This is a genomic window from Pauljensenia sp. 20925_1_34 (genome assembly GCF_041432775.1).
Taxonomy (GTDB): Bacteria; Actinomycetota; Actinomycetes; order Actinomycetales; family Actinomycetaceae; genus Pauljensenia.
In genome coordinates, this window is record NZ_JAPWAG010000014.1 from 26,972 (window position 1) to 39,241 (window position 12,270).

Here is a 12,270-nt window from a genome sequence, read left to right on the forward strand (position 1 = left end):
AGTGCCTTAGCTGTTGTTACGTCGCTGAGCAATCAGATCGGTGAAGAAATCCACTGTGCCGATTGTCTCGTGATCAAAGAACAATGACGCCCCGGCGTCCAAACCTGCGATAGCGGCCATATCCGCCTCAGTCAGAGCGAAATCATCAATCGCGAAGTTCTGCTGCATCCGCTCTGTGTGTACTGACTTGGCCAGTGCCACAATCCCACGCTGATACAGCCAGCGCAACACCACTTGCGCCACTGACTTACCGTACTGCTGGCCAATGCCAGCCAACACTGGATTGTCGAACAAGCCTGAGCGGCCTTCACCAAAGGGCGCCCACGCTTCAACGGTAACTCCGAGCTTTTGCAGCTCAGCAACCCGCTCCGCCTGCTGATGGAAGGGGTTAATCTCAATCTGGTTAACCACCGGATAGACGGCGTTGAACGAACCCAGATCGTGCAGGCGAGCTGGAGTGAAGTTAGAGACCCCGATGGAGTGAATCAGCCCATCCGCCTGGGCTTTCTCCAGGGCCCGCCAGGAACCGTAAACATCATTGAACGGCTGATGCAACAGCATCAAATCCACATATTCAAGCCCCAGCTTCTCCAGAGAAGCCTTCACGCTGGCATAGGTGGCATCCTCACCATAGTTGTCCAACCAGACCTTCGTGGTGACGAACAGTTCGCTGCGGTCGATCCCGCTGCGACGGATACCTTCACCTACGGTCTCCTCGTTGAAGTAAGACTGTGCGGTATCGATATGGCGGTAGCCGACTTCAATAGCCTGAGCCACCGCGTCAGCAGTCTGCTCGGCTGGAATCTGGAAAACTCCGAAACCCTGAGCGGGGATGGAACGACCGTCAGACATGGTCAACGCGTCAAGCATGACACTCTCCTTCTTCAGTCAATGAATGGAACATCATCATCTAACAACTTGGGAGCAACTCCCAAGCAAATCCAGCGAGAGTCTGCTCCACCCCGTGTCCGGTTTCACCCGCCCCACGGACGCATGGGTGAGCGGAACACTCACGGGGTTAACACTTCTTGCCTCGTCGGCAGTGCAGTGAGCACCTCTCGGGGTCCAACAATGGCAGCACCAGGCTGCCACCCCAGGCCGCTCAGAAAGGCACATACGCCATGAGCACCACAGAGTCTCACACTGAGGGGGTATCAACCGATATCTCTCACCGCCTAGCACCTGAGAGGACGAGTGCGCTGCCCACCGCACGCCAGTTCGAATCCTGGGTCATGGACGAGGTGCTGCCCTCGATCCGCAAGCATGGCCTGTACATCACCGACCGGGTGATCGAGGAGATCCGCACGAATCCGAAGGCTCTGCTCGCCATGCTGCAGGGCAGGGACTCCGGCAACGCTGCCGTTCCCGGCAATATTATCGGAATCCCTTGTTTTCAAGGCGTTTTATGCACGTTTAATCCTTGACCCTTGACATCAATACGGCTGTCTCGACATGGGTCGTATGCGGGAACATGTCGAAGAGGCGGCCCTCGACGGGGCGCAGCGTGGGCATGGCCGCCAGGTCTGTGGCCAGCGAGGCGGGGTTGCACGAGGAGTAGATGATGCGCGGAGCGGAGCACTCGTTGAGGAAGGCGGCCAGGTCGGCGCCGATGCCTCGGCGCGGGGGGTTCACGACGATCACGTCGGGGACGTCCTCGGGAGACTGGACGCGTGCCCACGCGGTCGCATCGTCCGCGATGAAGGAGGCGGCAGACCGCGACAGGCCAGCGTGGCGGGCGGCGCTGATCGCCGAGGAGATCGCGCCGGAGGACACCTCGACGCCGGTCACGTGCGGGAATCCGGCGCGAGCGCACGCCAGCGCGAAGCCGCCGACCCCGCAGTACAGGTCCCACAGGCTCTCGGGCGCTCGGCCGTCGGCAAATGGTTGCGACGCCCACGCGGCGGCCTGCTCGTACAGGGCGGCGGCGACGGACGCGTTCGTCTGCGCGAAGGAACGCGGCCCCAGCTCGAGGCCCTCCACGGCCAGCGGGAGGGTGCGGGCGCGCGTCAGGATGATCTCGTCGGGGCCCTCCACGATGGCCTCGTGCGTGGGGTGAATGTTCGCGGTGACGACGTGGGCGCTGGGTACGAGGTCGCGCAGCAGCGGCAGCGCGGCGCGGATGTCGGAGACGCGCTCGCGGCTGCGCAGGACGAAGCGGATCATGAGGCGCTCGCCTGCGCCCACGGTGATGAGGATGTTCTTGAGCTCCCCGCGCTTGGTGGGAACGTCGTAGGGCGTCAGGTCCAGGGAGCGGATGAAGCGCTTGAGCCCGGGCGTCGCGCGGTTGATCGCGGGGTGCTGGATGGGGCAGCCGGGCAGGTCGACGCCGCGCCGGTCGGGCCCCAGGATGCCCAGGGTGGGGCGGCGGCGAGTGCCTCCGACGACGAGCTTCGCGCTCGTGCGGAAGCCCTTCTCGGGGGACGAGGCCGGGGCCAGCCAGGCGATCTCGCCGGCTCCGGGGACGGCGGAGAGGGTTGCCGCGACGGCCTCGACCTTGCCGGTGAGCTGACGCTCGTAGGGCTGGGGGAGGAGGGAGCAGGAGTGGCAGGTTCTGGCGTCAAAGTGGTCGCAGCGCATCCCTCAAGTGTAAGTGGGGGCGGGGCGTACCGTCCGGTACGCCCCGCCCCCATCTGTGGTGGTTATGCCCACGCGGTGGCTATGCCTGTGCTCGGCGCGAGCGGCGGAGCAGTGCCATGCCGACACCGGCTGCCGCCAGGGCGAACGCCCCGACGATCAGCGCGTTGGTACCGGTGCGGGCCAGACCGCCCTTGCCGCCCTGCTCGGGGGCGGGGGAGGGGGCCGCGGAGGGCTGCTCGCTCGGAGTGGCGCTCGGATCCTCGGCGGGTGCCGGGGGCACGGTGACCGTCAGCGGTGCGGAGGCCGTCACGGCGGGCGCGTCAGACGCGGCGACGACCGTGTGCGCGCCGGCCTCGGTGTCGGCGGGAACCGTCACCTCGGCGGTGAAGGCACCGTCAGCGTCCGTCGTGGCTGTGCCGACCTCAACGGGATCGGAGTGCAGTGTGATCGTCACCTCGGACTCGGGAGCGAAGCCCGTGCCCTTCACGGTGACGGTCTTGCCGGCCTCGACGGTGGAGGGATCGACGGTCACGGCGGGGGTCGCGAGCTTCTCGGCCTTGACGGTGACCGCCTTGACGGTCGTGTCCTTGCCGAAGCCCTTGAGGGCGTACGCCGGGTTGTCGTACTCGAGGGTCACGCGAGCGGTCTGGTTCGCTCCGATCGCGAAGGGGCCGACGCCTTCCTTGAGCTCGGCGACGGTGAGGTTCTTGATGACCTGTCCGGCGACCGTGACCTTGTACTTCGCGTAGGCGTCCGTGAAGCCCTCGGTGTCGAAGGCGACGCTCACGCCCGAGGCGACCTTGTCACCGGAGGTGATGGAGGCCGTGAAGCTGGTCTCGCCGGTCTTGGGGGTGGGGGCCTTGAACTTTTCGAGGCCGGAGGCGGGGATCGTGGTCGCATCGGTGCCGATGGTGGTCAGGCCGGTGGGCACGTAGGTGGGCGTGCCCTTCGTGGTGACCGTGACGACGGGGAGGATCTCGTCGGGCTGCGCGGGCAGCGTGATGACGAGGTCGTTGCCCTCGACCTTGTAGTCCAGAGCGGCGTCGGAGCCGTCCAGCTTCACCGAGGAGATGTCGTTGGCGCCGGCGCCGCGCAGCGTAATCATGCCGTCGGCGGGCCACTTCTCGATGCCCAGGTAGATGTGGGAGTCATCGACCATGGTCTTGCCCCAGGTCTCGATGGGGAAGTGGGTCGGGCGCGAGTTGCCCAGGACGCCGGGGTGAGCGCGGTTCCAGTCGCCGACGCCCTTGAGGACGGAGGCGTCCCACGGGTCGTAGGAGCCGTCGAACTTCGGGCCGACGTTGAAGAGGAACTGGCCGCCCAGGGCCACGGTCGAGAACATGTTGCCCACGATCTCGGTGGTCTTGGTGTGGGCGCCGCCGGGGGCCTTACGCAGGGCCGTGGTGTTGTCGACCTGCTGGATGTGGTCCCAGTCTTCCTCGGAGTAGTCCGGGTAGCCGGTGTCCTTGAAGGTGGGAGCTGCGTCGTCCCAGTTCGCGTAGCCCCATGTCTTGTGGAAGATCGACACTGCCGACTCCCAGGGACCCTGGGTCTGCTCGGACTGCATCTCGTTGTCCCAGCCGACCTCGAAGTCCGCGCGATCGTTGCCCACGCGGGAGTTGATCATGATGTTCGGCTGGAGCTCGTGCGCCCACTGGCGCAGCTGGTCGGACTGCTCAGGGTTCGGCTTGCCCATGTCGTACCAGAGCTCGGTGATCTCGCCGTACTTGCCACCGAGGAGTTCCTTGAGCTGCTCATGGATGTAGTCCATGTAGCCCTCTTCGTCGAGCGTGTTGGCGTTCGTCCACGGGTTCTCGGGCTGCTTCTCCCAGTCGATGTTGGAGAAGTAGAGGCCGAACTTGATGCCGACTTTCTGGCAGGCCTGCGACAGCTCGAGGAGCGGATCGCGGTGCGAGGGCGACTGCTTCGTGAAGTTGTAGTCGGTCGTGGCCGTGTCCCACATCGCGAAGCCATCGTGGTGCTTGGAGGTGATGAGCAGCATCTTCATGCCGGAGTCCTTGGCCTGCTGGCACCACGCGGTTGCGTCGAAGTTCGGGGCCTCGAAGGTCTGGGCGGCGGCCAGGTACTCGTCGCGGGGGATGCCCTGCAGGGGGATACGGGAGTCCCAGGTCTGCTGGTGGCCCCATGCCTTGATCTGCTCGGGGTAGCCCACTTCCTGCTTCTGGCCCTTGTACCAGCCGGCGTAGGAGGAGTAGACGCCCCAGTGGATGAACATGGCGTACTTCATGTCCTGCCACTCGGCTACCTTCGCCTCGCTGGAGGCGGGCACGGCCGCGGGGATCGCGTAGCGCGCGTCATAGACGGCGGGTGCGGCGGGTGTTTCCGGCGCGTCGGCCGGCGGCGTGTCTGCCAAGGCGGGGCCTGCCATTCCTAGTGTGAGTAGGCCAGCGAGGAGGCTGCCAGCCAGTCGGTTTGTGATGCGCATCAAGTCTCCATTGATTGACGGGGACTCTCGGACGGTGAGAGTGCCTCTAGTGTGCCAGAGTCGCGGTGCGCTACGCCACTAGTAAACGTTGTGTTTCCTTACGCCAGGCTTTCGCGTTACTTACTAAGCGATTTCATGTGTCGGTTTTAGTCGTGCTGGGGCGGGTTGAATGCCGTCGTGGTCGGGGATGGAATAAAAGCGTGATGAGAAAGTTGAGTACATCAGACTCAAGTTGCGAGCGGCTCAACCTCTTGAGGGGCTTCGTCAGGGAATAAAGCCCAGGCCTCCAAAGTTGAGTACATCAGACTCAAGTTTGAGAGCTTCGGGTTGCGGAATAAAAACCCGGCTCCTAAAGTTGAGTACATCAGACTCAAGGATGTGTCGGGATCCTCCCGGCACCCACAGACCAACGCGAGCCGCCCCGGAAGCGGAGACGGCCTCGTCGATGAAAGGAAAGAACTTATGGCACGCGCAGTCGGCATCGACCTCGGTACCACCAACTCCGCTATCGCCGTCCTCGAAGGCGGCGAGCCCACCATCATCCCCAACGCTGAAGGTTCGCGCACGACCCCCTCGGTCGTCGCCTTCTCCAAGACCGGCGAGGTCCTCGTCGGCGAAATCGCCAAGCGTCAGGCGGTCACCAACGTTGACCGCACCATCTCCTCCGTCAAGCGCCACATGGGCACCGACTGGACCACGGAGATCGACGGCAAGAAGTACACCGCGCAGGAAATCTCCGCGCGCGTCCTCATGAAGCTCAAGGCCGACGCCGAGGCCTACCTGGGTGAGCCCGTCACCGAGGCCGTCATCACCGTCCCCGCCTACTTCAACGACGCCCAGCGCCAGGCCACCAAGGACGCCGGACAGATCGCCGGCCTCAAGGTCGAGCGCATCGTCAACGAGCCCACCGCCGCGGCCCTGGCCTACGGCCTCGAAAAGGGCAAGGAAGACGAGCTCATCCTGGTCTTCGACCTCGGCGGCGGTACCTTCGACGTGTCCCTCCTCGAGGTGGGCAAGGATGACGACGGCTTCTCTACCATCCAGGTGCGCGCCACCTCCGGCGACAACCACCTGGGCGGCGACGACTGGGATCAGCGCATCGTCAACTGGCTGATCGACCAGGTCAAGGCCAAGACCGGCGCCGACCTGTCCAAGGACGCGGTCGCCCTCCAGCGCCTGAAGGAAGCCGCCGAGCAGGCGAAGAAGGAGCTGTCCTCCGCGACCTCCACGAACATCTCGCTGCAGTACCTGTCCATGACCGCTGACGGCCCCATCCACCTGGATGAGTCCCTGACGCGCGCCAAGTTCGAGGAGCTCACCTCCGACCTGCTCGAGCGCACCAAGAAGCCCTTCCGCGACGTTATGGCCGAGGCCGGCGTGACCGTCTCCGAGATCGACCACGTCGTGCTCGTCGGCGGCTCCACCCGTATGCCCGCCGTCACCGAGGTCGTCAAGGAGCTGACCGGCGGTCGCGAGCCCAACAAGGGCGTCAACCCCGATGAGGTCGTCGCCGTGGGCGCTGCCCTGCAGGCCGGCGTCATCCAGGGTGACCGCAAGGACGTCCTGCTCATCGACGTGACCCCCCTGTCGCTCGGCATCGAGACCAAGGGCGGCGTCATGACCAAGCTCATCGACCGCAACACCGCGATCCCGACCAAGGCCTCGGAGATCTTCTCCACCGCCGAGGACGGACAGCCCTCCGTGCTCATCCAGGTCTACCAGGGCGAGCGTGAGTTCGCCCGTGACAACAAGCTGCTCGGCACCTTCGAGCTGTCCGGCATTGCCCCGGCTCCCCGTGGCGTGCCGCAGATTGAGGTCACCTTCGACATCGACGCGAACGGCATCGTTCACGTCTCCGCGAAGGACCGCGGCACCGGCAAGGAGCAGTCGGTGACCATCACCGGCGGTTCCTCCCTGCCCAAGGAGGACATCGACCGCATGGTGCGCGAGGCCGAGGAGCACGCCGCCGAGGACAAGAAGCGCCGTGAGGACGCCGACACCCGCAACCAGGCTGAGCAGGCCGTCTACTCGACGGAGAAGCTGCTCAAGGACGAGGCCGACAAGATCTCCGAGGAGACCCGCGCGGCCGTCCAGAAGGACGTCGACGCCGTCAAGGAAGCCCTCAAGGGTGATGACATCGAGGCCGTGAAGACCGCTATGGCGGCCCTGTCCGAGTCCGGCATGAAGATCGGCCAGGAGATCTACGCCAAGCAGCAGGCCGACGAGGCCGCCGCTTCGTCCGCCCCCGAGCAGGACGACGTCGTGGACGCCGAGATCGTTGACGAGGACGGCAAGTGAGCACCGAAGAAACCAACGGTTTCTCGGCGCCCAACGAAGACGCCAACGTCGCCGGGGCCGACTCTGTCGAGTCGGCCCCGGCCGACCAGGCGGCCCAGCCCGAGAACCCCATTCCCGCGCCCGACGCACCCGACGCAGCCCAGGCATCGTCCGAGGCGGCCGACGACATGAGCGCCTTCGAGGAGCAGATCGAGGACTCCGACCTCGCCAAGGCCCTCGAGCGCATCGCGGCCGTCGAGGAACAGCTCGCGCGCACCAACGCCGAGCTGTACAACCAGGGCCAGGAGTACGCCAACTACGTGCGCCGCTCCAAGGAGGCCATCCCCGGCCACAAGACCGCCGGTCAGGACGAGGTCATCGAGTCGCTCATCAGCGTCCTCGACGACATCGCCGCCGCCCGCGCGCACGGCGACCTGGAGGACGGGCCCTTCGCGTCGATCGCCAACAAGCTCGAGGACACGCTCAAGACGCGCTTCGAGCTGGAGCGCTACGGCGCCGAGGGCGACGACTTCGACCCCGCCCTGCACGACGCCCTCATGGCAACCACCAGCGCCGACGTGGACCACCCCGTCATCGGGCAGGTCCTCACCAGCGGCTACCGCCGCGGCGAACGCGTCGTGCGCGCCGCGAAGGTGCTGGTGAACAACCCTGAGTAACAACACGCTCGCAACTGAAAGAGAGGTGACACGCGCGTGAGTGAACAGGATTGGTTCTCCAAGGATTTCTACAAGGTCCTCGGAGTCGACAAGACAGCGGACAAGAAGGCCATCACGAAGGCCTACCGTAAGCTGGCTCGCAAGTGGCACCCGGATCAGAACCCGGGCGACAAGGCCGCTGAGGCCACCTTCAAGGAGATCGGCGAAGCCTACGCGGTCCTGTCCAACGACGAGGATCGCAAGCGCTACGACGCTATTCGCGCGATGGCCGGCGGCGGGGCTCGATTCTCCGCAGGTTCGGGCGGCACGGGTGGCTTCGAGGACCTTTTTGGGGCCTTCGGCGGTGCGGGCGGTTCCGGCTTCGGCGGGCAGAACGTGCGCTTCCAGACCTCCGGCATGCCCGGCGGCGGGGCTGGCTTTGAGGACATCCTCTCCGGCCTCTTCGGCGGTGGCGGTGGCGCAAGCGCGCGATTCGGTGGCGACCCCTTCGGCTCGTCCTTCGGTGGCGGTCACGCCCCGCGTAGCGCGCCGACGCCCGAAAAGGGCGCCACTGTGCGCGCGAAGCTGTCGATTTCCTTCCGCCAGGCCCTCAACGGCGCAACCCTGACCATCAAGGTCGGTGGTTCTCCGATCAAGGTCCGCATCCCCGCGGGCATCAAGGACGGCCAGAAGGTCCGCGTCAAGGGCCACGGCAAGCCCGGCACGCACGGCGGTCCCACCGGCGACCTCGAGGTCGCCGTCACCGTCAAGCCGCATCCCGTGTACTCGCGGGAGGGTAACGACCTGGTCATGGATCTGCCCGTCACGGTGTCCGAGGCCATCCTCGGTGCCACCATCGACGTGCCCATGATCGACGGCAACACGGCCACGGTCAAGGTGCCCGCGGGCTCCTCCTCGGGCTCCGAGATCCGCGTGCGCGGAGGGGGCGTGAAGACCTCCAAGGCGACGGGTGACCTGATTGCCCGCGTGGCCATCCAGGTTCCCGACAAGCCGAGCCGCGACCTCAAGAAGCTCGCGAAGGAGATGGCGAAGGCCGAGGGTGACCTCGACGTGCGCGCCTCGCTGAGTGCCGGAGCCGAGGAGTAACCCATGGCCGCAACTGGCTCTGACGAGCCGATCACCTTCGTCATCTCGGTCGCCGCCGAGCTGGCGGGGATGCACCCCCAGACCCTGCGGCAATACGACCGCCTGGGCCTGGTCATCCCCGCACGCACGAAGGGGCGCGGCAGGCGCTACACGAAGCGCGACGTGCAACGCCTGCGCGACGTGCAGCGCATGAGTCAGGAGGAAGGCATCAACCTGGCGGGCATCCGCCGCATCCTGGAGCTCGAGCGCCGCGTCGAGGCCTTGGAGGAAGAGCGCGACGCCCTGCGCTCTGCCGTCGCTGCCTCCGAGGCTCGCCGCAACCGCGTGTTCGCGGCCTCCTCGGACGGCCAGGTCATGCCGATGCGCCGAGGTCAGCGCCCGTGGGAGCGCCCTGCGCGCCCCTCGGCATCCGGCGGTTCGCTGACGCTGTGGGACCCGATGGTCGCACGTGCGTCCCTGGCCTCCTCCGAGCCTCCGGCCCGCCAAGCGCTGCCGGGCCCGTCCAAGCGGACCGGCGTGCGCTCGATCATCGAGGGTACGATCATCGCTCGCTGATACGCCTGCGCGCCCACTGCTCGACCAGACAGTTCCGCCCCGACGCGCCCGCGTCGGGGCGGAACAGTCTGCGGGTGCACGATGGCGGTCTTCATCCGGGGCTGGCGATGTGGTTGTGCTTGGGGTGGGTGCTTGGGCCCTTGGATGCGCAGGTTAACCCCTTGGGTGGCAGTGTGGGCGGGGTTGCCCATGCTCCACCTGTAGGGCCCAGCTGCGCATCGAGGGGTTAATGCTGCCAGGTCTCTGGGGGTTGTTCCGTCGTCCGCCCCGTTCCCAGCTTGACCATGGCGAGCACGAGAGAATTGCGAGCCCGAATCTACTGTCTCGGCTGAGGCACGGCCCAGAGGCGCAGACAGTCCTGAGGCAGCTTGAGGTGCTGGACTCCCAACTGAGGAGCAAGACGGGTACGGAACCCGGCAAAGTCATGGGTATCTTGCCAGCAGCTGCGAATGACGTGCCATCCCGCGTTCACAAGATCATGCTGCCGACGGAGCCATTTGCCGGTGTTCTCGCGTACTTCCTGCTCCTTGTCGCCAAACTTCGCTTGGCCATCGGGCTCGACGATGACCTTCAGATCAGGAAGGACAATATCCCCGAAATAGGTGTGGTCTCCTATCCTGACGGGACACTGAGTGACGACGCGCCCCGAGTACAGGCTTTTGATGACCCACAGAACCGAGGCCTCGAAAACGTTGTCGCATCCAGCGTCCGCTGCTCGGATGATGCTGTCCGCGCGCTGGTGCCCATGGTGATTTGTATGCCGCGCTAGTTCCTCAAGCATTGCGTGACGGACCTCTTCGCCTCGTTGGCGTGACTCTTCCAGTGAAAAGCGGTCAAAACGCGACAGTATGTGCATGACCATGCAAGCTGCGACAAAAGCTTCTAGGGGTTCGTCGTTTAATGCTAGACGTACCGCAGCCTCGATTGGTGATTCAGCTTCAAGTGCTTCGATACAGGTGACTGTACGAGGTTTGGCAGCCCGACAGACGATGTTTGAGCGCGGTACGGTTGTGTGCGGGTGGTGAACAGCGCGATTGGGCGCGAGACGAAGCCGCGCGTCACTGGGCCAAACCTCAACGTCTGGATTGGCGGACCACGTTGGAATACCGTGGAGCAAGAGGGAGCTGTTTCCTGTGAATACCAGGCGTTGTGTGGTTTGATAGACGAGAGCATGAAGTCTCGCAACGTTGACGATTCGCCAAATTTCCCACGGGTGTGCCTGATCGTCTCCGTGGATGCGGATACGGTACCCGCGCCGAATCGTTAGAACGTTCGGGTTGTCGACGACGTTGGAGCGGCTGTGCCGATGGGTGCGGAACGATTCGATGGTCATCATGTAGACGGTATAGATGGCGCGCGCGTCTGCAGTCCAGCCGTTTCTGGATGCTTGTGGATAACTTCGATCGGAGACCTCACTTGTGGATAACTCGGTCTCGAGATTGGTCCTGTGCGCAGCACAGTGGAAGCGATACCCTGCCTCAAGGGCATATGAGTCAGTGTCGTATGCCCGATCGCGCATGCGGGCGACGCCTGGTGATTCCGGTTGGCTGCCTGTCACGGCCTCGGCGTGCGTGCGGCCCTGCCGGGAGGCAGGGAACGTCTGGCGGTAGGACTCACTGCATAGGTGGGTGCTTGGGCCCTTGGATGCGCAGGTTAACCCCTTGGGTGGCGGTGTGGGTGGGGTTGCCCATGCTCCACCTGTAGGGCCCAGCTGCGCATCGAGGGGTTAATGCTGCCAGGTCTCCGGGGGTGGTTCCGTCGTCCGCCCGTTCCCAGCGTTGGCCTCGCCGGTGAAAGTGTGACGAGGCCGGGGCCACTTTGTGTGCGTGTGTGCGCGGCTAGTGCGTGGCGGGCGTTCGTTGCCGGTGTTGGCCTCGTCCTCGCGTGCGTGCTTGGCGGCAAGGCTTGCCGGATAGGTGGTGTGTTCGGCCCGAGGGGTGGGTGCTTGGGCCCTTGGATGCGCAGGTTAACCCCTTGGGTGGCGGTGTGGGCGGGGTTGCCCATGCGCCACCTGTAGGGCCCAGCTGCGCATCGAGGGGTTAATGCTGCCAGGTCTCGGTCCCAGTTGCCACAGACGCGCGGCAAGCAGTTCCCACCGAGGCAAGGGTGGGGCATCCGAACACCACGATGAAACACCCGCTTTCGACACCGACTTCGACGCACCACCAAGCCGAAAAGTCGCCATTCCGGCAACGCGATTTGTCCATCCTCATAGTGGTCCCAGCCAGCTAAAATACCGATGTTTCCGCACTAGAAAGCCGAAAAATCACCCTTCCGGCAACACGTTTTGTCCATCCTCATAGTTGGTCCCAGCCAGCTAAAATACCGACGTTCCCGCACTAGAAAGCCGAAAAGTCACGCTACCGGCAACATGCAGTGTCCATAACCCTATAACCCCGATCATGTCCCGGGTCCTGGTGTTGCGCGTCAGTGCATCGTCGGAAGACACAAAGGAGCTGCGGGACCCACCCAACGGATGAGTCCCGCAGCCTAATTCGATCAAGAATCCAGGGGCACACAGGATCCCTGATCGAAGCCTGGAACAGGCGACAGGCTCTCGCCTGCTGATACAGTTTTACCAGGTCACGGCCGGTTTGGATACTTGATTATTCGGTGTCCGCTCACTTCGCACAAACGTGCAGGCCGTCCGAA

General features: G+C 64.6%; 9 protein-coding genes. 5 read left to right on the forward strand and 4 right to left on the reverse strand.

Annotated features, from left to right (window positions below):
• Positions 1 to 6 precede the first annotated feature (6 nt).
• Positions 7 to 870: an aldo/keto reductase gene (locus tag O3669_RS06730; protein ID WP_371524123.1), complete on the reverse strand. Its 864-nt coding sequence runs from the start codon at positions 868 to 870 to the stop codon at positions 7 to 9.
• A gap of 251 nt (positions 871 to 1,121) precedes the next feature.
• On the opposite strand from O3669_RS06730, the gene O3669_RS06735 reads away from it, so the two are divergent.
• The gene (locus tag O3669_RS06735; RefSeq protein ID WP_371524124.1) at positions 1,122 to 1,424 is read left to right on the forward strand and encodes a hypothetical protein; all 303 of its coding nucleotides are present in this window, start codon (positions 1,122 to 1,124) and stop codon (positions 1,422 to 1,424) included.
• Here O3669_RS06735 and O3669_RS06740 read toward each other — a convergent pair.
• Both O3669_RS06740 and O3669_RS06745 read right to left on the reverse strand, forming a co-directional pair.
• Positions 1,414 to 2,577: an SAM-dependent methyltransferase gene (locus O3669_RS06740; RefSeq protein ID WP_371524125.1), complete on the reverse strand. Its 1,164-nt coding sequence runs from the start codon at positions 2,575 to 2,577 to the stop codon at positions 1,414 to 1,416. The genes O3669_RS06735 and O3669_RS06740 overlap by 11 nt on opposite strands.
• Before the next feature lie 79 nt (positions 2,578 to 2,656).
• Positions 2,657 to 5,023, reverse strand: coding sequence for an alpha-L-fucosidase (locus tag O3669_RS06745; protein WP_371524126.1), 2,367 nt, complete (start codon positions 5,021 to 5,023; stop codon positions 2,657 to 2,659).
• Between the two features lie 462 nt (positions 5,024 to 5,485).
• Between O3669_RS06745 and dnaK the strand changes: the two genes are divergently transcribed.
• From dnaK to O3669_RS06765, 4 genes are read left to right on the forward strand one after another with little or no spacing between them, the layout of a single operon-like run.
• Positions 5,486 to 7,321: a molecular chaperone DnaK gene (gene dnaK, locus O3669_RS06750; protein WP_295966420.1), complete on the forward strand. Its 1,836-nt coding sequence runs from the start codon at positions 5,486 to 5,488 to the stop codon at positions 7,319 to 7,321.
• The gene (locus O3669_RS06755) at positions 7,318 to 7,977 is read left to right on the forward strand and encodes a nucleotide exchange factor GrpE (protein ID WP_371524127.1); all 660 of its coding nucleotides are present in this window, start codon (positions 7,318 to 7,320) and stop codon (positions 7,975 to 7,977) included. Before dnaK ends, O3669_RS06755 begins: the two co-directional genes overlap by 4 nt.
• 36 nt (positions 7,978 to 8,013) lie before the next feature.
• The gene (locus tag O3669_RS06760) at positions 8,014 to 9,063 is read left to right on the forward strand and encodes a DnaJ C-terminal domain-containing protein (protein WP_371524128.1); all 1,050 of its coding nucleotides are present in this window, start codon (positions 8,014 to 8,016) and stop codon (positions 9,061 to 9,063) included.
• 3 nt (positions 9,064 to 9,066) lie between these two features.
• Positions 9,067 to 9,618, forward strand: coding sequence for a heat shock protein transcriptional repressor HspR (locus O3669_RS06765; RefSeq protein ID WP_295966425.1), 552 nt, complete (start codon positions 9,067 to 9,069; stop codon positions 9,616 to 9,618).
• Positions 9,619 to 9,934: 316 nt separating this feature from the next.
• Here the strand turns inward: O3669_RS06765 and O3669_RS06770 are convergent, their stop codons facing one another.
• A complete protein-coding gene (locus tag O3669_RS06770) occupies positions 9,935 to 10,954 on the reverse strand; it encodes a hypothetical protein (RefSeq protein ID WP_371524129.1) in 1,020 nt (339 codons plus the stop codon).
• Positions 10,955 to 12,270 lie beyond the last annotated feature (1,316 nt).